18 protein-coding genes are annotated in these 19,807 nt (G+C 34.0%); 3 read left to right on the top strand and 15 right to left on the bottom strand.

The window, feature by feature from the left end:
* Nucleotides 1-40: 40 nt before the first annotated feature.
* From VB798_RS00940 to VB798_RS00930, 3 genes are all read right to left on the bottom strand, one after another.
* The gene (locus VB798_RS00940; RefSeq protein ID WP_323255002.1) at nucleotides 41-703 is read right to left on the bottom strand and encodes an SH3 domain-containing protein; all 663 of its coding nucleotides are present in this window, start codon (nucleotides 701-703) and stop codon (nucleotides 41-43) included.
* A gap of 111 nt (nucleotides 704-814) precedes the next feature.
* Nucleotides 815-1,369, bottom strand: a complete 555-nt coding sequence (locus VB798_RS00935) for a hypothetical protein (protein ID WP_323254999.1) — start codon at nucleotides 1,367-1,369, stop codon at nucleotides 815-817.
* A gap of 9 nt (nucleotides 1,370-1,378) precedes the next feature.
* Nucleotides 1,379-3,412 (bottom strand): hypothetical protein, encoded by a 2,034-nt coding sequence (locus tag VB798_RS00930; protein ID WP_323254997.1) that lies wholly within the window; start codon nucleotides 3,410-3,412, stop codon nucleotides 1,379-1,381.
* Nucleotides 3,413-3,645: 233 nt separating this feature from the next.
* Between VB798_RS00930 and VB798_RS24345 the strand changes: the two genes are divergently transcribed.
* The gene (locus VB798_RS24345) at nucleotides 3,646-3,882 is read left to right on the top strand and encodes a helix-turn-helix domain-containing protein (RefSeq protein WP_407654132.1); all 237 of its coding nucleotides are present in this window, start codon (nucleotides 3,646-3,648) and stop codon (nucleotides 3,880-3,882) included.
* 247 nt (nucleotides 3,883-4,129) lie between these two features.
* On the opposite strand, the gene VB798_RS00925 is transcribed toward VB798_RS24345, so the two are convergent.
* Nucleotides 4,130-4,693 carry a hypothetical protein gene (locus VB798_RS00925; protein WP_323254995.1) on the bottom strand — a complete coding sequence of 188 codons (564 nt, stop codon included), beginning with the start codon at nucleotides 4,691-4,693 and terminating at the stop codon, nucleotides 4,130-4,132.
* A 169-nt stretch (nucleotides 4,694-4,862) separates the two neighbouring features.
* On the opposite strand from VB798_RS00925, the gene VB798_RS00920 reads away from it, so the two are divergent.
* Both VB798_RS00920 and VB798_RS00915 read left to right on the top strand, forming a co-directional pair.
* Complete coding sequence (locus tag VB798_RS00920) at nucleotides 4,863-5,339, top strand: YdeI/OmpD-associated family protein (RefSeq protein ID WP_323254993.1); 477 nt, start codon at nucleotides 4,863-4,865, stop codon at nucleotides 5,337-5,339.
* A 77-nt stretch (nucleotides 5,340-5,416) separates the two neighbouring features.
* Entirely contained in the window at nucleotides 5,417-5,971 is a 555-nt protein-coding gene (locus VB798_RS00915) for an NADPH-dependent FMN reductase (RefSeq protein ID WP_323254991.1), read from the top strand.
* A gap of 49 nt (nucleotides 5,972-6,020) precedes the next feature.
* Here VB798_RS00915 and VB798_RS00910 read toward each other — a convergent pair whose 3' ends face one another.
* The 11 genes from VB798_RS00910 to VB798_RS00860 form a co-directional block, all read right to left on the bottom strand.
* Nucleotides 6,021-6,275, bottom strand: a complete 255-nt coding sequence (locus VB798_RS00910; RefSeq protein ID WP_323254989.1) for a SemiSWEET transporter — start codon at nucleotides 6,273-6,275, stop codon at nucleotides 6,021-6,023.
* 379 nt (nucleotides 6,276-6,654) lie between these two features.
* Entirely contained in the window at nucleotides 6,655-7,602 is a 948-nt protein-coding gene (locus VB798_RS00905) for a phosphatase PAP2 family protein (protein WP_323254987.1), read from the bottom strand.
* Nucleotides 7,583-8,119 carry a DUF4833 domain-containing protein gene (locus VB798_RS00900; RefSeq protein WP_323254985.1) on the bottom strand — a complete coding sequence of 179 codons (537 nt, stop codon included), beginning with the start codon at nucleotides 8,117-8,119 and terminating at the stop codon, nucleotides 7,583-7,585. Before VB798_RS00900 ends, VB798_RS00905 begins: the two co-directional genes overlap by 20 nt.
* Nucleotides 8,109-8,813, bottom strand: a complete 705-nt coding sequence (locus tag VB798_RS00895; RefSeq protein ID WP_323254983.1) for a CDP-alcohol phosphatidyltransferase family protein — start codon at nucleotides 8,811-8,813, stop codon at nucleotides 8,109-8,111. The genes VB798_RS00900 and VB798_RS00895 overlap by 11 nt, the downstream gene beginning before the upstream one ends.
* A 27-nt stretch (nucleotides 8,814-8,840) precedes the next feature.
* A complete protein-coding gene (locus VB798_RS00890; protein ID WP_323254981.1) occupies nucleotides 8,841-11,453 on the bottom strand; it encodes a DUF5686 and carboxypeptidase-like regulatory domain-containing protein in 2,613 nt (870 codons plus the stop codon).
* Nucleotides 11,434-11,847 (bottom strand): GtrA family protein, encoded by a 414-nt coding sequence (locus VB798_RS00885; RefSeq protein WP_323254979.1) that lies wholly within the window; start codon nucleotides 11,845-11,847, stop codon nucleotides 11,434-11,436. Before VB798_RS00885 ends, VB798_RS00890 begins: the two co-directional genes overlap by 20 nt.
* 3 nt (nucleotides 11,848-11,850) lie before the next feature.
* Nucleotides 11,851-12,312, bottom strand: coding sequence for a phosphatidylglycerophosphatase A family protein (locus VB798_RS00880; RefSeq protein WP_323254977.1), 462 nt, complete (start codon nucleotides 12,310-12,312; stop codon nucleotides 11,851-11,853).
* Nucleotides 12,313-12,371: 59 nt separating this feature from the next.
* Nucleotides 12,372-13,706, bottom strand: coding sequence for an inositol-3-phosphate synthase (locus VB798_RS00875; RefSeq protein ID WP_323254974.1), 1,335 nt, complete (start codon nucleotides 13,704-13,706; stop codon nucleotides 12,372-12,374).
* Between the two features lie 500 nt (nucleotides 13,707-14,206).
* Nucleotides 14,207-17,350, bottom strand: a complete 3,144-nt coding sequence (locus tag VB798_RS00870) for an efflux RND transporter permease subunit (protein ID WP_323254972.1) — start codon at nucleotides 17,348-17,350, stop codon at nucleotides 14,207-14,209.
* A gap of 15 nt (nucleotides 17,351-17,365) precedes the next feature.
* Entirely contained in the window at nucleotides 17,366-18,415 is a 1,050-nt protein-coding gene (locus tag VB798_RS00865; protein ID WP_323254970.1) for an efflux RND transporter periplasmic adaptor subunit, read from the bottom strand.
* A 32-nt stretch (nucleotides 18,416-18,447) separates the two neighbouring features.
* Nucleotides 18,448-19,770: a TolC family protein gene (locus tag VB798_RS00860; protein ID WP_323254968.1), complete on the bottom strand. Its 1,323-nt coding sequence runs from the start codon at nucleotides 19,768-19,770 to the stop codon at nucleotides 18,448-18,450.
* Nucleotides 19,771-19,807: the final 37 nt, after the last annotated feature.

Genomic DNA, 19,807 nt, shown 5'->3' with positions numbered 1-19,807 from the left:
GTTTTTTTGAAAGATGTTCCAAAAAGTTGGTTCAGCACTTTTATTTTGTAAGCTGTTCAGCTTTAACCCAACCTTCTAATAATGCTTTTCCCCAATAGCGAACTTTCACCCACTCTTTCCATCGAAATAACACCTCTAACTCCTCATTCTTTTTTATCGAATTAAATGAAGGCACATTAGGTGTAATACTCAAATTGACATTATCCTCTTTACAAAAAAGATACTCTGCTTTATCTCGTTCCAATAAAAAAATTGTTTGGTCAATTCCAACCTTCAAATATTTTTGTGTTAACAAAAGCTGAAGAGAAAGGTAAGGCAAGGGTAGTCTTGGTGAACGAAATTGATAAATCCCCATCCAAGGCTGAGGATACACTCCTGATTTTTGCAAAGCAATAGAATCTTTTTTATCCAAATTACACACAAAGCATTTATCGCCATTACTTTCCAATGTAGCTAGGTTGAGGTTAAGGTTTTCATACATTCCCATAAAGTTTCCATAAACTCTAGTTCCTTGTATATGAATTTTATGTCCTTTTTCAGGATAAGTTTTTGCTAACTCCTCTTCTGTAAAATCTGGATTAATTGCCATCTTAAAAACCCAATGTCCTTGAAATTGTCTGAGGGTATCTAGCTGAGTATTCTGCCCAAATACAGTATATGTAGTTAGTAAAATTAGAATTAGAACTTTTTTAATTCCCATCATATTGCCATTGTTTGTGTCTTCACAAACAATTCTACGATTTGTGTTTCTATTAGTTGTTCGTTAGACACGAACAACGGCAGAAACTTCCCATAAATTCTACTTAACACGACATCAATGTTCGTATTTTATTTTTCTATCTTCAGTTAAGTATAAAAAATTACCTATGGTATATACACCCTCAATCATATCTCCTTTCTTATTGGAGTCTCTTGTATCTTTTCTTTTTAAAATATCGGATAATTGCTTTAAGCTTTTAGAGGAGAATTGGAACAAGTCTCCTCTAAAGCCTGCGATTCTTGCAGTTTTTCTTTTAAATAAAACAGGTATATCATCAATAAATGTATAGCCAATAACATCAGCTTTGTCTCTCTCAAAAGATTGAGAATGATATGCACCCGAAGGTGCTATTCCATAAGTTGCATAAGCCAATGTGATTAAACTATTTTTAGGATGAAACTCCCAAGGGCTTAAATCAATCTCTATATAATAATACTCTTTCCAATACTTATCCTCTTTTTTGAAATACTTGATTGAGCTTTTGATGAAGGCAATCATAGTAGTATCTTTTACAACCAACTGGGGTAAATCTGGCAATGAATCTGTTTGTGCTTTGCTTTTCGTAATACAAAACACGAGTAGTAAGAATATAATAAGGTATTTTTTCATAAATTATGTTTATTTAATATTCCAGCAAGTTTGAGAAGGAGTACCCCATTGTTTATTACTGATGCTTCCATTAATATCTGTTTCTCCAACTACACCACATCCCATTACATAATGCTTGATCGGAGGACTAAATTGTAAAAAAGTCTGAAAAACACTAACATCATCATTAGATAGCCCAGATACACCATCTGAATGGTCATTTATGCATTCATTATGAGTATGAATAGTTGCTACAATTTGCACAAAACTATCTACCCCATTGAAATAAGTCCCTGCAGTTTCACCATTATAAGAAGCTGGTGGTACAACAGCTGATATGTTTGTACTTGTATTATATGGCAAAGTTACCAAAGTACCATCGGAGAGTAAAAATGCCAAAACTTCTTTATTATTTGAAACTGCGTTGTTCCAAATATCTTGAATACCTTCACACTTTTTTTCTGATGAATAATAATTTGCACGTGTTTCAGGATTATAATACGTCCTTGTCCCATACTGTACAGGTGGTAAGGAAGGCGGCGTTACCGGAGGAAGTGTACCAGTTGGTGGTATTGGCTCATAATCAAAAATACAACTACCCCAACCATCATCATAATAACCATAAGGGCATCCAGTTGAAGGTGTAATACAACTTTGTGTAGCTTCATCCCACACTTTCCCTTGAATTAAACAATTTTGTCCACCTACTACTATATCTTCATCAATAACACATATATTCATTAAATCATCCCAAATTAGTCCAGAAGGGCATTGATTTACACCTACTTCGACATCAATAATACATTCTTTTACATCATCATCCCAAATTAGTCCAGAAGAGCATAGACAATTTGGTTCTTGCCAAGAACCTCCTCCATTTACACAGTCCAAAGAAGGATTGTTACAAGCATTATTTTCCCATTCTCCGCCACTATCTTCACACTCGGAAATAGGACACCCATCTCCTACCCCAGCTTGATAGGTTTCTCCACTTGGACATGATTCATTAGCATAAGGGTCGTTAAAATCACAGGCTCCAGTTGATGAATTATATGAAAAATCATCTCCAAAATTCGCTTTACAAAAAACGTCAGGATTAAAAACACATTTTGTACCATCCCATACTTGCCCCTCTAATGCTTTACAATCCGATTCTTTAGCAGTAGTAGTAGCACTACTGTAAACAGGTTTTTGCTTTGGCTTTACATTTGTTACATCAAATGTTTGTGGAGATAAAGTGCTTGTAAAATCTAAAAAACTACTTGAACCCTTTACTTCTTTATTAGTCTTCTGTAGTACTACAATTTTCTCATCAACAACACTTTCAATTAATTTGCCAGGATATCGACTAACTCTTTTTAGTTTGTAAGGTGCAATTTCCTCTATTGGAGTTTCTTCTATTACAGATTTAGTAATAATATTAGTTGCATTGCCCCAAAAATAAACTTTTCTATCGGAATAATTTTCTAAACTTATTTCAATTTTACCTAAACGAATGGAATAATCAATACTTAAATCCAGTAGTTCAGCACCTTCTTTTGCTTTACTTGTTAATGGTTTTTCCCAAACATTAAGGATATTGCCATCACTGCTTTTATGGACAACTTTAAGATTTAGTTTTGGTATTTTTCTTGGTCTATTTTTCCATAGACTAGGTAATAGCCCCAACGAAATACTTGGTAGAAGTACGTTCTGATTATTTTGTGTAAGTAAAGGAACTGTTGGCTCTTTGTATAGGTTCGTTTTATTCAATTGTGATTGTAATACTAGCGTTCCTGAAAAAAGAGCAAGGTTTTTCCAGAACTTCTTTGAGTTAGGTTTCTGATAGTCAATATAAACCTGTGTTCTTAAACTAGATAATGGTTTATTGGTAGCTATAGAAAAAGTATCTAAAATAACTTTTTGTTTTGTCAGTAGTTTAACTGAGTTATTTGCTTGTGAAAAGGTCAGACATATACTTCCAATCCAACAAAGAGAAAACAATATAATTCTCTTTACTAATGGTGTAAATATTTCAGAACAAGGCTTAAAAAAAAATTGATTAGTAAATGTAGTTTTTTCCATATTTAAATGATTTCTGTTTAGACGTATTAAATTTACGTGTCGAAACTACACAATATAATTATATATTTTACGGAAATACTCTTATAAATCACTTGCAAAAAGTGCAAGTGATTTATAATAAAAAGCTTTTTTTTCTACGTAAATACTACTAATTTAACGCTCAACTTATTTAACTCTATGGTATTTTCTTCTATGAAATATACTTGCATAAAAACTGTTTGCAAAGTCTATCTATGTTACCTATGAATATTAAAATGTACAACCTCAGTGTAGAAAATGACACACTAACAACATTTCCAGCTCTAAACGGAACTCTTATCAAAGAACTAAGAATAAAAAAAGGATGGAAACAAGCTTATCTCGCATACATAGTCGGGATTTCATCTTATAAATTGTCAAGAATTGAAAATGGCAAAACCCGTATATCACACCAATTAGCAATTTTGATTTTAGAAAAGTTAAAACTTTAGTATTCGTTGATATAAATATCAAGTCATTTTACTGATTCAAATTCATAATTTATTCTTTTCTAATTCCAGCTTCAAAAGAAATTATTCTATTTAAGTTAAGCTTACAACGTGTTTAAAACTTGAACTGATATGGTTTATTTTCTTGTTACATTACTTTAGTTTACTGGCTTAATTGAGACATTTTACTATATATTAATCTTATCATCTTTTTTCCCATTACTTTAACGCCAATCAACCTATAGCTAAATCAATTTTTATTAGCTATTTTTTCAATTCCTTTAGGTACTATTTTATAAGTACCTGAGCTTTTTACAAAAATATTTGAGTGCTTTACAAAACTCTTTCCTGTCTTTGCTCTATCATTAGCGTACTTCACAAAATATTTTCCCATGATTTCAAAAATATTTGAGTGCTTTACAAAATATTTTCCCGTCTTTGCTTCATCATTAGCAAGCCTCACATGATTCTCTTTTGCCTTTGCTCCATCATTAGCAAGCTTCACAAGGTTATTTCCCACTCTTGCTTTATCATTAGCAAGCTTCACAAGATTCTCTTTTGCCTTTGCTTCATCATTAGTGAGCTTCACAGAATTCTCTCTTGCCTTTGCTTCATCATTAGTGGGCTTCACAATATTATTTCCCGCTCTTGCTTCATCATTAGCGGGCTTCACAAAATTACTTCCCGCTCTTGCTTCATCATTAGCGGGCTTCACAAGATTATTTCCCGCCCTTGCTTCATCATTAGCGGGCTTCACAAGATTATTTCCCGCCCTTGCTTCATCATTAGCGGGCTTCACAAGATTATTTCTCACCCTTGCTTTATCATTAGCGGGCTTTGCAAGATTATTTCCCGCTCTTGCTTTATCATTAATAGGCTTTGTTTTGTTCTTTTCTCTATAAATTATTTCACCTTGCTGAATTTGTTTTTTGCTACATTCATTAATAGCTTTAGTTGTTCAATTTTATTAAACATCAAGCATCTTGGAAAAGCCTTTAATTGATAAAAAATATTTACTTGAGAAGTTCCCCGGAAAAGGTGGATGGACTTATGCAGTTATTCCTGAGATTTTACAGGATAAACATGCACATTTTGGTTGGGTAAAGGTTAAAGGCTTTATTGATGATTTCGAATTGAAAAATTATCGCTTAATGCCTATGGGCAATGGGATGCTTTTCTTGCCTGTTAGGGCTGAAATTCGTAAAAAGATAGGTAAAAAAGACGGCGATTGGGTACATGTAAAACTCTTTGCCGACAATGATGCACTAGAAATTCCTAAAGAATTAATGCTTTGTTTGGAAGATGAACCTCAAGCTTTAAAAAACTTTTTGACATATACAGAAAGTGAACAAAAAGCCTATATTGATTGGATATTAGGTGCTAAAAAAGAAGAGACAAAGATTGAACGTATGGCAGAGACCGTCAATAAAGTATTAAAAGGATTGAAATTCAGAGATTAATTGCTTTAAAATTTGTTATCAGGCTATAACGACAGCTTATTAACAATATTTACAGTGTCTAAAAAGCATTTAATCTGATGAAAATTAAACAAAACATTTTAGCCATTTCTGGTAGTACCCGAAGTAATTCCTCTAATCATCGTCTTATCAACGCTTTCGCAAGTTTATTCTCTGATTCGCTGATTGTTAACACATTTGATGGTATTGATAAGCTTCCTCATTTTAATCCAGATACTAAAACAGAAAATATTGCTAGTATTGTTACTGATTTTAGAAGTCAAATTAGCAAAGCAGATGGCGTTATTATTTGTACACCAGAATACGCACATGGAATTCCGGGCAGTTTAAAAAATGCTATTGATTGGACGGTGGGTTCAGGCGAATTTTCAGGAAAACCTACGGCTTTAATCACTGCATCAACTGATGGAACAATTGGGCATCAGGCACTTTTAGAAGTATTGAGGGTAATTGAGGCAAAAAATATTGAACAATTGCATTTGTTGATACAATTTATCAGAACAAAGGTTAGTCAAGAAGGAGAGATAATTGATAAAGATACTTTATCCGATGTGAAAGCATTAGGACAAAGATTTATTGAGACAATCGCAGCGTCTATTGCAGAGAAAGGATAATCAAAAAAAACCTTTAAAAACCTTTCTTAGAAGGTCGTTTAAAGGTTTTTTACATTGCTTTTCTGTATTTGTATTTAAAAAACAGAATTAATAAAGATAGCATTAAGGTAATAGCATTGGCAGCAATTACTGGAACAGCATTTGTACTAATTCCATATACTAACCAAAAAGTAACGCCCACAGTAAACAAAAGAAACATTGCTAAAGAGATGTCTTTTGCAGATTTAGTTTTATAAATCTGTATTACTTGTGGCACAAAGGCGATGGTAGTTAATATACCAGCGAAATAACCTAAAGTTTCCATGTTTGTAATGAATTTAATTTTAGTTCTACAACACAAACATAACGGAATTATTATATATTTTATTCATAACTGGCTCATTTTATTAGAATAATACAATTATTCACTTTTAAAATTTAGCAATTTATTGTTTGTTAGCCTTATTGTTGGAAGGTGGAAGTGGATTTTCTTTGTTTTGAAACCTCGCCCCCTGCCCCTCTCCTGTTGAGAGGGGAGTTTTTGGCGCAAAAAAAGCTCCTTCTCTAAAGAAGGAGCCACAAGTTATACACAAGTTTATAAGTATCTGATTATTAATGATAAATTCTCTCCAACGGCTCCCCTTCTCTACAGGAGAAGGGGTTGGGGGATGAGGTTATTCTTCTTACTTCTACCTTATATAAAACTACAAAGGTAGTATATACTTAATCATGGGTTTTCTAACAAAAAGGTTAAATAACACTATTCCAAGAACAGCGCAAGTCATACCCGCTAATACATCAATTACATAATGATGATTGGAATATACTGCCGAACACCAAATGCCTACACAAAAAATAACGAAGAAAACGATAAAATATCCTACTCTTTTTTTGGCTGCAAAGTATAAAACAATCAAAGGATAAGCAGAATGCAATGAAGGCATGGCGGCAAAAACATTGGCATTCTTCTCATAAATTCCTTTGAAGATTGGTGCGCCCACGAGCGCATCAAAATGTTTTAGATTTCCTACATTTCCCATGATGTTAAAATGCTCTATAAAACCATATTCGGCAACATACCAAGGCGGAGCGGCAGGATAAGTATAATAAACCACGAATCCGATTAGATTGACAAAAAGGAAACAGTAAGTGAAACTATAAATAAGGGCTTTGTCTTTCCAAAAAGCATAAATGCCAAATAAAAAAGGTACTGGTACCCAATTGATATAAAATAGACCCGAAAGTAAATCTAAAAAGGGCGTATGATGTTTTGTAAAATACTCATTCAGCGTAAGTCTTACACCATTGTCATTTACTCCGAATAAATACTTCTCTATCTCATAAGGTTGCCTAATATGCACAGGATTAACAACATAATTGGGAATAATTCTCAGAGAATCATACAGTATCCAGAAGATAATAAAAGGTAACATCGCTTTCAAAAAGCTACGAGTTACCCCATTTACATAAAATAAAGTAAGGATTAAAAAGTAAAGTGTTGAATGTTCAGGGCGATACGGCACTACCTGACTAAACCAAATAAAGTATATAACCGAAATGGATAAAGCTAGGACAATATTTTGCTTGGTAAACCTTAAAAAATTGTGATTCTCTTCTATTGCCCAAAAACGATTAAGGCTTAATTTTTTCATAAATATCATCTCCAGTACTCAAGTCTTTGCCAAATACTTCTACATAAAGTACTTTAGGACGAAGGTTACTTCCTTCAGTTTTTACAAAAACATGGCTCAGTTTTGCTTGTTTATTGTTTATTTCTAATTGTGCAAAAGGCTTTTTGTGTTTGTCAAAACCAATTTTCAATTTCTTTTTTTTATAAGAAACTATCCAAGCTTCAAAGTCATTTTCTTTATTAGTTTCTCTAGCACTGATACCGTAGGCAAGGAAATTCTGAATCCAAGTAAGTTCTTTTTTTTGTCCTTGTTCTTGATAACGCAACCAATATACGCTCACAGGATTTTCTTTGTCAAAATCTCCATTAGGCAATAAATTCGCATCATACACAATGGTATTTGTATTAGCACTTCTTTGGATATAAAATAACCTTACAGGCGAATCAGGAACTTTTGGATAATTACTTGGAGAAAAGCTTGTTGATAAAGTGAATATTAAGCCAAGTATAAAATAATATAGCAATCGTCTATTTTCCATTTTCCTCCAAAGCCTTTTTGGTATGTTCTATTCTTTGTAAAGCAGTATAATTTGATAAAATTGCTACCAAGGTTAATGGAATTGTAAAGATTGAAATGGTTTCAAACCAAGGAATACGTGGTGAAAAACCTTCTATTCTAAAGTCATTTCCAATGATTGGTGCTAAAATGCCACATAGTAATGCAGAGCCACCAATGATGACAATTCTTTCAGGACGTTGCATCCAACCTATATCACATTTCACACCTAAACCTTCGGCTCTTGAACGTGTATAACTTACCATTGAAGAACCAATCAAAGCCAAAAATGCGAAAAACGAACTGAATAAGTAATGATGAGAAATCAGGTAATAACAGATTCCAAGAAACATAAACATTTCGCTGTATCTATCTAATACTGAATCATAGAAAGCCCCAAATTTACTCGACATATTACCCACACGAGCCAGCCTTCCATCAATCATATCAAATACTCCTGCGAATAAAATCATCGCTCCGCCCCAACCGATATAACTAAAGTCGCCTCTGAAAGATGCTTCAGCAGCATATACAAAAATACCCGCCGCTGCAATATTCAATACTAAACCAACTGTTGTAACAATATTGGGAGTTACTTTTAACGCAATTAATAGTTTTATAAAGGGATTAATAATTTGATAAATTACTTGTTGTCCCGCAGATTTTAATGTGTACATAGCTTTATGAGATTATTTTTGTTAGCATTAAAAATCAAACTTAAATCTACCACGAATACCATATTCAGATACATTAGGATTATCTAAATATGAAAGACGTTTCACTAAGTCTATTCTAAAGATTTTGAATATATTAGATACGCCAACACTAGCTTCCATATAAGGCCCATTCGCCAATGAATTCGTTAAGATAGTACCATCTGCCGCTTGTGGAAAACGATACAAACTTAAATTATTCTCTGGTAAATTATTGGCACTTATTCCACCCCAAAGCCCTTTGAAAGTAATTACTTCTCTAAGCTTTAGTTTTTTGATTAAAGGTAATTTATTGAAAATAAAACCATTGAAGTAATGATCTACAAAAATCGCTGCATATTTATCAGAAGCAAATTCCAAGAAATTCATCAAGTTATAAGATTCTAACTGATAAGAATACGATTGGTTAGCACGGTGAATCATCAATAATGGATAAGGTACTGTTCCAAAAATCTTTCCTCCTTCTGCCGTAATATCTGTATAACCAATGGGCGAAACAAAGAAACGTTTGTTGGCTCTGAAAGTAACATTATGATAATTATAATCGCCTTTCAAGAAATTAGCAATGCCTAAACTATAGCGTAATTGGAAAATCGGATACTTGTTGATAATCGGAATTCTATAGTTTTTACCTTGATAGAATTGCTCGTTCGGAGCAAACTTTAAATTGACCGATACTTCAGAACTTGTTAAATCTTTCTCGTTATACAATTGCGTATCTGGCGAAGTATTCGAAGTATTGTATCTTTCAAATTTCAAAGAACCTGCGGCTTCTTGCGTTAAGTTTTTATAGCCTAATTCATAACTGATACCATTTCTTGATTCATGACGATAATCTAAACGGAAAATCTTATTATAAGTCATTTTATCGTTTACACCTCTTTTGAAAGAAAGTAACACGTTATCTTCCTGAATAAACTGTAATTCCTGACCTGGAATTCTTACTTCTTCTTGATATGACGCTCTTATATAATGGTTTGGAAATTCATAAATAGAATTCTTTCCTAAATTATAGGTTGCTCCTATATAACCCTTCCAACGTTCGTCTTTAAAACCATAAGCGGCATAAGTTTCCAAGTATAATTTTGGATTCAATTTTGCCATCGTTCTACCACCGAAACGCAAACGGAAGCCTTCAACGGGGTTGAAACTATAAAATGCGTTAGCTGGACCAATTTCAAAATCACCAAAATCTTTATAACCAAACAGCACTAAACCTGCCACAGTCATCAATCTTTTAAAAGCAGGTACTTGCTGAATACTATCTGCCATTTTATAAATGCCTTGTTCAACATTGTTCAGGCCTTGATGCCTTGCATTTGCCCAGAAATCATCGCCTTGGTCTAAAGCCATATCCATCAAGATATTCTTTTGAATTGGCTTGAAAATACTGTTTTCAATCGGTTTGTTTAAAACATAGTTTTGATACGAAACCGACCGTTTTCCTAGAATCCCTCTTTTGTTTTCTTTTTTGCTAAATCCAAAATCTATTGAAATCTCATCTTTAGTGAGCATCAATTTATTGTCTTCTACTGGAGCAAATTCTTGTTCCACCAAAAGCTCGTTCACGAAGTTCAGGTTGATACTTCTTGGCACGCCTAATTTTACTTTTCTAACCGAAAAATTAGAATCCAAAGAAATATACATATTTCCAACAAAAGCAAAGTCGGTAGGATTTCTTGGTGAAAAACCTAAATTCACACATTTCATGTTTTGGAATTGAAGTGTATCCAAAATTACAAAACGATAAAAAGTAGGTGATAAATTAGAAATTGGGCTAATAAACTGGTTGGTCAATAAACTGATATTGCTATCATAAATATTGATATCTTCGTACAAACGGTTGATGTATGAGGCAATACCGTTGTTATCAATGTATTGGTCTAAACCAATTTTCTTTTCTCCTTTAATATATACTTTCTCTTCTTGTGGATTTTTTCTGAAATACACATCGGCAACGGTTTCTTTTAAATAAAGTGGTAAAGAAACATTTCCTGTTGTTTTTGAAGTATCAAGATTATCGAAGATAAATTGAAAGTTTTTGAAGGCTTTCTTCTTCTTATAATCTTCATCAATGTTATTTAGGTTTAATTGAATCTTCTCGTATTTCTCGTATTGATAAAAAGCCATTCCTTCTTTGCGGTTTTCATCACGATGGGCAATTACCTTTCTAATTAAAACCACCGCAGGATTGTCTTTATTACGATACTTATCTTTTTTGGCTTTTACCGTTACTTCAGATAAGTTTTGAGATTGAGGAATAAGTTTGATAGAGATAGTTTGGCTAATATCTCTTTTGAAAGTTTTTACTTCTGTTTTATAGCCGATAGAAGAATATTGGATTTTAGTAGCTTGTCCATCTTGAATATCCATGGTATAGTTACCATTAATATCCGTTTGGATTCCTTGCTTTGTACCCAATACAATAATATTTACAAAGGGAATGGCTTCATTGGTTTTGCTGTCAATGATTTTACCCTTTACTTTCGTTTGTTGTCCAAAAACGGGCGTCATCGCAACGACGCTAATGAATAAATAACATACCATTCGTAAAGTATTACTAATGTTCTGATTTGTTATTTTATTAAATAGATATTTTTTCATGATTTCTTGCATTAAACACGAACCATCTGTTCAATCCATAACTATATACTACGAATACGAACGTTCCTACCAATGCTCTTATGATTAGATAATCTGCTGTTATAACTTTACTAAGGCCTAAAACACCGAGAGTATTCATCAATGAATTCCCGGCTGAAACAAGTATATATTTTATTAATTGCCAACGACTTTTCTCCGTTTTTGAATCTTGAAAAACCCAAAATCTCGACAAAATAAAACCTACGATTCCACCTAAAAAATTGCCAAATACTGTAGCCCAAACATTTGAAAAACTTAAATAGTTGAACACTAAATAAGATGCACCAAAATCTACAAAAGTTGCCAGCCCTGAAACTGGAACAAAGCGGAAAAAAGGTTTAAAGAAGTCTGACATGGTTTAAAGGAAAAAGATGATGAGCTGCAAACATCCATTTGCCCAAATTCCTGCCATTACATCGTCTAACATTACGCCCCATCCATTCTCATATTTTTCAAAACTTCGAATATTGAATGGTTTATAAATATCAAAGAATCTGAATAAGATAAATGCTAATAGTAGATTTTGCCATGAAAATGGAATAAAGCAAATACTTAAACACATTCCAGCTACTTCGTCGATTACTATTTTAGAGGAGTCTTCGCCCCAATGGCTTTCCATCACAGCAGACGACCACCTTCCAACCAAAGTAAATACGATTGTTAACAGGATTAAGATTGAATGGTAATAAAAGACATCGTTCACCAATCCAAAAATGCCTGCAATCAAAGCACAAGCCAACAATGCTCCAAAAGTTCCCGAACCTTTTGGGATAAATCCTAAACCGAGAGCGGAAGCAAAGATTTTATGAAAATTCAACATGATAGAAAAATGGCTCTTGAGATTTTAAAAGCAAGAGCCATCTTTTATTGAGTCTGAAATTAGAGTTCTACTTCTGCATCAACATCTTCGTAGTAATCCATACCAAGATTAGTGATTAACTCTTCGCCCATGATATAACGAAGGGTGTTTTCTAATTTTTCCAATTGCTTGAAAATATCGTGGATTGGTTCTAATTCTGGTAGTGTTTGTGGAGCTTTCCAGTAGAATGATAACCATTCTTGAATACCTGAGAATTGAGATCTTTTAGCAAGGTCCATAAACAAAGCTAAATCAAGTACAATCGGAGCTGCTAAGATAGAGTCACGACATAAGAAGTTGATTTTGATTTGCATTTGGTAACCCAACCATCCAAAGATGTCGATATTATCCCAACCTTCTTTGTTATCACCAAGTGGTGGATAATATTCAATTCTTACTTTGTGATGAATATCGCCATAAAGTTCAGGATTGATTCTAGCATCTAAAATTCCGTCTAATACGTTTCCTTTTGATACTTCTTTCGTTTTGAAGTTTTCAGGAGCATCCAATACTAAACCATCTCTGTTACCTAAGATGTTTGTAGAGAACCAACCTCTAACACCTAAAGCACGAGCTCTTAGACCTGGCGCAACGATGGTTTTCATCAAAGTTTGTCCAGTTTTAAAGTCTTTACCAGCAATTGGCGTTTCAGTAATTTTTGCTAATTCTTCTAAAGCAGGAATATCCAAACATAAGTTAGGAGCACCCATTGCGAAAGGAACATTTGATTTCAACGCTGCATAAGCATACATCATTGAAGGAGCAATATCTGGGTCGTTGTTTAAAAGACCAGCTTCGAAGTTTTCTAAAGATGCGTGTACTTCTTTAGCTTCATGATAAATTTCAGTTGAACCACACCAAACCATTACAAGGCGTTCGCAGTCATTCGCAATTTTGAAATTATCAATATCTTCAATCAAAGCATCGACTAAATCTTGTTTGGTAGCGCCAGTTTTTACGTTAGTACCGTCAAGGTTTTTCACATAACGCTTATCAAAAACAGCTTTCATTGGTCTAATCAATTCAAGTTCATCTTTCACTTGTTCGATTAAACCTCTTTCCAATACTCCTGCATTTACAGCAGCATCGTACATACTGTCGGCATAAACATCCCATCCTCCAAATACTAAATCATCTAAATTAGCTAAAGGCACAAAATCTTTAATTTTGGGATTTCTATTTTCTGTGCGTTTTCCTAAACGGATGTTAGCTGTTTGTGTAAGCGAACCTGTTGGCTGAGCTATCCCCTTGCGACTCGCAAGAACTCCTGCAACAAAGGTAGTCGCAACAGCTCCCATCCCTGGCATTAAAATTCCTAGTTTGCCTGTGGCTGGTTGTACAATAATGTCTTTCATAAGATTGAAAATTTAAAATGCTACGAAGAAATTTTAAAAAAGCATACTGGCATAATCCTAACTCTTCGAATTATAACATTAACTATATATTATTAAAAAAAAGTATTTAGATAAATTATTACTCTATTTGGAATAAACTATGGAAACTTTCAAAAGGTTCAAAGTTTTTAAACTTTGAATTAAGATTTTTTTGACCTAAAAATTCAACTACTAAAAAATGGAATAATACAAAATTTTTAGATTACCTAAATTTCAATTCTGAACATGCAAATTTATTAAACACATATCCGAAAAAATATAACTAAAGTTAATATTTAAGTAAAAATAAATTTATATGATTTTACTTTCAAATAAATATCACAGCAGAACATCAGTAAAAAAACTAATTAAACCTTATTATAACTCATTCATGTAAAGCACACTAATTTATTTTAATATTAAAAAACTATGCCAACTGACTTAGACAACTAAATAATAATAAGGTTTAATTAAAAAATAAATTATTCTACAAATTGTACAGCGGGTACTTCTTTTGAAGACTTCATTCTAAACTTTGTCCAACTCTCTTTTGTCCTATCTACTAAATAATATACCATTGGTACAAGATAGACTGTCAGAAGCATTGAACTGGTTAAACCACCTATCAATACCCATGCTAAAGAGTTCTTCCATTCTGCTCCAGCACCCGTTGCAGTAGCAATAGGAATCATACCAATTACCATGGCAATGGTCGTCATTAAGATAGGTCTAAGACGTTCTTCCCCTGCATGTAAAATAGCTTTTCTGTAAGGTACACCTTCTGCTTTTTGCTGGTTAGCAAAGTCAACGATAAGAATTGCATTTTTCACAACTAAACCCATCAACATCAACATTCCTAGCATAGCAAATATCCCAATATTCGAACTTGAAAGTGCCAAAGCAAGTAAGGCTCCGATAATGGCAACTGGAATAGAAAGTAATACAACCAATGGATAAATGAAGCTATCGTACAACAATACCATGATGAAATATACCAAAATCAAAGCGGCTAACATGGCTAAACCTAACGAACCAAAACCTTCATCCTGATTTTTTGCATCACCACCCCAAGTTACGGTTACTCCTTCTGGAAGTGGATTTTTGATTAAATCAGCTTTAATGGTTGCAATTAATGTTCCTGAACCAATTCCTAAAGTATTTGCGGTTACTGTAACAGACGAGCGTCTGTTTTTTCTTTCTAAAACTGATGGCCCTGTACTTAAAGATACATTCGCAAATTCAGCTAAACGCACTGGACGTTTTGCTTGTGGACTATAAAAATTGATATTCTTTACGTCTTCAGGATTTTTACGATCAAAAGCATCTAACATTACTCTAATATCATAATCTTCTGAACCATCCTTGAACTGAGAGTCGTCGTTACCAGCAAAGGCATTTTGCAAAGTAGCTCCAACTGTCTGAATATCAAGACCTAATTTAGCCATTTTTTCACGATTTACGTTTACTTGTACTTCTGGATTTCCATCATCTACAGAAACATTTACATCGTTTGCGCCCGGAGTAATTCTTAAACGATTACTTAAATCTTTCGCAGAAACTAATAATTGTTGTAAATTCTCTCCTCCAAGAAATATTTCAATCGGTGCAGTTCCTGAATTTACCATCCCTATGATAGACGAATTAAATTCTACTCCCGCAAATTTCTGACCTAATACTTTACGTAAATCAATCATGAAATTCTCTGTTGCCAAATGATTTTCTCTTTCTTCAACAGGTAATAATTCTACTGTCAACTCACTTCTATTTGTTTCACCTTGACCAGTACTATTTAAGCCAGTACTTGCACCACCGACATTCGAGAAAATTGTTTTTACGGCCGGATTCTTGCGTAAAAAATTCTCTACTTCTCTTACTTTCAAGTTGTTTTGTTGTAGCGAAGCGCTTTTATCTAACTTCATTGTCAACAAAAACTTACCTTGATCACCTTGCGCCACAAATTCTTGTCCGATAATTCCAAGTGACATTACCCAACCAGTTGCAACAAAAAGTGAAACTAAAATTGCAGTAAAGGCAATCTTGTGTGATATTACCCATTCTAAACTTCCATGATACCATTTTATCAATGCTGTTAAGCCGCCTTCAAACCAAAGTAAAAATGCTTGGAAAGGATTTTTAGCATCTAAATGTTCCAGTCTTGCCAAACGAGAGGTCATCCAAGGCGTAAGCGTAAAACTTACCAATAAACTAACCATTGTTGCAAAAGCAACGGTTAATGAAAACTGACGAAGTAAATCTGCAATCACTGAATTTACGAAAGTAATTGGCACGAAAACCACCACAATTACAAGCGTAATAGCAACAGCAGCAAAACCAATTTCACTCATACCATCTAAAGTAGCTTCCCAACGATTTTTGCCCATTTCTAAGTGTCTTTGAATATTTTCCAAGACCACGATTGAGTCATCCACCAAAATCCCGATTACTAATGAAAGTGCCAATAAGGTCATCAGGTTAAGCGAATAGCCCATTACAAACATGAACAAAAATGCTGAAATCAAAGATGCTGGCACCGAAACCATTACAATAAAGGCATTTCTAAGACTATGTAAAAACAAAAGCATTACTACACCAACCAATATAATGGCTAAAAATAAATCGTGCGTTACGGCCTCTACAGAAGCTAAAGTAAAAATACTGCTGTCGAAAGCAATGGCGAATTTTACCTTATCTTTTGCATTTGCTTTTTCGATAACGGCTAATTTTTCTTGTACTAATCTACTAATTTCTACCGCATTAGCATCCGATTGTTTTTTGATAAACAAACCAATTCCATCTGTACCATTGTATCGGCTTACGCTTTCAATTTCGCCCAAACCATCTGAAATATTAGCCACATCGCCTACACGAATCGGACTTCCATTTGGTGGAGTACTAATGACCAAATTGCGAATTTCTTCTAAAGAAGTAAATTTACCCGCCAAACGTAAAGTCATGTTTTCAGCTTTACTTTTTACTTTTCCTGTCGGGAAATCTAAGTTCGCTTGACCAATTGCTTGCGTTACTTGAAGTAGTGATAAACCATAATAATTCAATTTATCATCGTCCACATTCACACGAATCTCACGTTTCTCCCCTCCTACCATCGTGATTTCTGCAACACCTTCAATCTGCTGAAGAACAGGCAAATACTTGTCTTCTACTTGTTGATAAAAAACTGAATTCGGCAAACTTGAAGTTGCCAATAATTGCATAATTGGCTGGTCGCTTGGTGAAATTTTTGAAAGCGATGGTGTTTTAGCATCGTCTGGTAAATCACTAATTACATTATTGACATCCCTTTGTGCATCTTCCAAAGCCTTATCCATATCTGTTCCAGCTTTAAACTGAACAATCACGATTGAGGCACTTTCTAAAGATTTTGAAGTAACGATATCAATATTATCAAGCCCAGAAATAGCATCTTCAATCTTTTTACTTACTTCCGACTCCACTTCTGTGGGTGCGGCTCCCGGATAAATCGTTGTAATGGTAAGTGTTCCTACTGAAAACTCAGGTAATAACACATAACTCAACTTATTATACGATACAATCCCTCCTAATACTAACACGGCAAATAGCACAATGATAACAGAAGGGCGTTTTATGATGGTTTCTACAAATTTCATAATCTTATTTTAGATTTATTGAGCCACTACTGCTGTACCATTTTGTAAGTTGATTTGTCCACTTACAACTACTTGGTCGCCTGCTTTAATGCCTTGAGTAATTTCATAATATTCATTATTTGCCACACCAATTGTTACATCTTTCAAAATAGCTTTCCCATTTTCAACAACATATACTTGTGCTTTTTTGGTAGAACCTACAATTGCTTGGCGAGGTACTGATAATGACTGTGCTTTCAACTGATTGTCATTCACAATCGAGCCGTACATTCCTGCTTTAAGTGGATTTGTACTTCTGTTTTGAACAAGAATTTCAACTGGATAATTATGCGCTGCATCGCCTGATACACCAACCATATTTACCTTACCGTTGAAATATACGTTAGGATATACTTGTGTTTCAATCGGAATAGTTTGTCCAACTTTAAATTGATTGATAGATTTTTCAGGAATATTAACCACCAATTTCAAAGCAGAAATATCAGTAATGGTAGCAATCGGCGCACCTACAGAAACTACTGAACCTTTTTCAATCAATTTTGAAGTAACAATACCAGCAAAAGGAGCAGTAACCGTTGTATTCTCTAATTGTTTCTTCAATTGTTTGATTTGTGCTTGCGTTCCTCTGATACTCAGTTGCGTTCTTTCTAAGTTCACTGCTGGCACGGCATCGCCTTTTACTAATACTTCATAACGTTTTAAATCGTTTTGGTAACCTTCTAAAGTCACTTGAAGTGCTTCAATCTGAAGACGAATTTGTTCGTCATCTAATTTGGCAATCAATTGTCCAGCTCTAATACCTTGTCCTTCATTGATTGGCAATTGAATTACTTCTCCGCCCGCTAAAGGTTTAATTTCAATTTCACGATTTGGCGTAAATGAACCTAAAAATTCATTTTCTTGAGATAGATTTCTCAATGCTGCCTCCGAAGTAGTTACACCAACTTTTAGATTTACATCTGGTTGATAAACTTTCTTTTCAACTTTTTCTTTATTAGTAGATAATTTCCATGCCGTCAAACCAAGTGTGGCAAGAATGGCGAATATGATAGTAAGACGTTTCATTGTTTGATATGTTGATTTTTTATAAATGAAATTTATTGTTTAGGAATAATTGTTCCAGAGGCTTTTTTCCAATTCAAATCAGCCGAACGGAGGTTTATTAAAGTATTCAGATAGTTATTCTGAGCTTCTCTTACAGCATTTTCAGCTTGAATTACTTCTGTTAAAGCAGTTGTGCCTTCTTTGAATTGTAATTGTGTTTGAGTATAAACTTTTTCTGCCAAAGCTACTTGGTCACGACTGGCTAAGATATTTCTTTGTTCTACGTAAAATTTGGTTCGAGCATTGGCAATATCCATCGAAATATTTTCTTTGGTTTGGTCTGATTGAATCGACAATTTCTGACTTTCAATTTTTTGCTGAACCAATTTTGATTTTCTAGCAGAACCATCATAAATATTCCAGTTTAACTGCAAACCAAGCCAATAACCCGGAACATTTTTCAGTACGCTGTTTTCTCCATCTTTTCCAAAAAAAGTAGAATTAGCCACACCATAAGCCGAAAGCGTTGGTAAAAAACTTGCTTTGGTATTGAGTGTACTTTGTTCGTTTAAAGCTTTCTGACGTTCCAAAATCAAAATATCTGTTCTGTTCACAGCATCATTAGCAATCAAAGCAGGTACAGAAGCACTTTGGTCGATGTCGATTTTTACACTCAAAGGTTCTGTTTGTGGCGTTCCAGTAAGAAATTTCAAGGCATTGATTAATTCTTGATACGAACCTTGAAGTGATTCTAATTGTGTTTGCGATTGTGTACGACTGATTCTCAAACGGTCAACATCAATTCCTTGTGATAATTTATTCTTGTACAATAAATCTGTTACTTGAATCAGTCTATCCAACGAAGCAATGTTACTTTTCAGAAATGCCATTTGTTGGGCAACAGTCTGTAAATTATAATAAGTATTAGAAACGCTGTAAGCTACTTCTTCCTGAGTTTTCAAGGTTTGTAAGCTTGCTAAATCAACACTTAGTTTGGCAGCTTTTAAACCGATGTTGATTGACGGGCTATAAAGTGCTTGCGAAACCTGAACCGAAGTAGATAAATTATAAGGCAAACCCAAAGCCAATACTTGGTAACTTCCTTCGGCACCACCAAAAGTTGAAGCTGGAACTACTTGACCCGGAATTTTCAAATAACGCTTGTAGTCTCCAGTTAAATTCACTTGTGGTCTGGCTCTTGCTTTTACTTCACTGATTTGAGCATCTGTTTGTTTTTCATTCAGTCTTGACAACTGAACTTGTTGGTTATTTTTTAATGACTGGTCAACTAATTGGTCGAGAGTAAGATCTTGAGCTTTCGTTCCTGATGCCAACAACATCATTACAAAAATGAAAGACCATTTTGCATGTATCATGATTTAATCGTTTAGTTTATCTTTTTGATTTAACATT

Origin of the sequence: Arcicella lustrica (assembly GCF_034930985.1) — a bacterium.
In the GTDB taxonomy this organism is placed as follows: Bacteria; Bacteroidota; Bacteroidia; order Cytophagales; family Spirosomataceae; genus Arcicella; species Arcicella lustrica.
Note: the sequence above shows the minus strand (reverse complement) of the source record. Positions and strands in the feature narration are given on the sequence as shown.

Excerpts from the sequence above, each read along its gene's own strand:
- VB798_RS00940 (WP_323255002.1), bottom strand. The coding sequence starts at position 703 with ATGATGGGAATTAAAAAAGTTCTAATTCTAATTTTACTAACTACATAT.
- VB798_RS00935 (WP_323254999.1), bottom strand. The coding sequence starts at position 1,369 with ATGAAAAAATACCTTATTATATTCTTACTACTCGTGTTTTGTATTACG.
- VB798_RS00930 (WP_323254997.1), bottom strand. The coding sequence starts at position 3,412 with ATGGAAAAAACTACATTTACTAATCAATTTTTTTTTAAGCCTTGTTCT.
- VB798_RS24345 (WP_407654132.1), top strand. The coding sequence starts at position 3,646 with ATGTTACCTATGAATATTAAAATGTACAACCTCAGTGTAGAAAATGAC.
- VB798_RS00915 (WP_323254991.1), top strand. The coding sequence starts at position 5,417 with ATGAAAATTAAACAAAACATTTTAGCCATTTCTGGTAGTACCCGAAGT.
- VB798_RS00910 (WP_323254989.1), bottom strand. The coding sequence starts at position 6,275 with ATGGAAACTTTAGGTTATTTCGCTGGTATATTAACTACCATCGCCTTT.
- VB798_RS00905 (WP_323254987.1), bottom strand. The coding sequence starts at position 7,602 with ATGAAAAAATTAAGCCTTAATCGTTTTTGGGCAATAGAAGAGAATCAC.
- VB798_RS00900 (WP_323254985.1), bottom strand. The coding sequence starts at position 8,119 with ATGGAAAATAGACGATTGCTATATTATTTTATACTTGGCTTAATATTC.
- VB798_RS00895 (WP_323254983.1), bottom strand. The coding sequence starts at position 8,813 with ATGTACACATTAAAATCTGCGGGACAACAAGTAATTTATCAAATTATT.
- VB798_RS00890 (WP_323254981.1), bottom strand. The coding sequence starts at position 11,453 with ATGAAAAAATATCTATTTAATAAAATAACAAATCAGAACATTAGTAAT.
- VB798_RS00885 (WP_323254979.1), bottom strand. The coding sequence starts at position 11,847 with ATGTCAGACTTCTTTAAACCTTTTTTCCGCTTTGTTCCAGTTTCAGGG.
- VB798_RS00880 (WP_323254977.1), bottom strand. The coding sequence starts at position 12,312 with ATGTTGAATTTTCATAAAATCTTTGCTTCCGCTCTCGGTTTAGGATTT.
- VB798_RS00875 (WP_323254974.1), bottom strand. The coding sequence starts at position 13,706 with ATGAAAGACATTATTGTACAACCAGCCACAGGCAAACTAGGAATTTTA.
- VB798_RS00870 (WP_323254972.1), bottom strand. The coding sequence starts at position 17,350 with ATGAAATTTGTAGAAACCATCATAAAACGCCCTTCTGTTATCATTGTG.
- VB798_RS00865 (WP_323254970.1), bottom strand. The coding sequence starts at position 18,415 with ATGAAACGTCTTACTATCATATTCGCCATTCTTGCCACACTTGGTTTG.
- VB798_RS00860 (WP_323254968.1), bottom strand. The coding sequence starts at position 19,770 with ATGATACATGCAAAATGGTCTTTCATTTTTGTAATGATGTTGTTGGCA.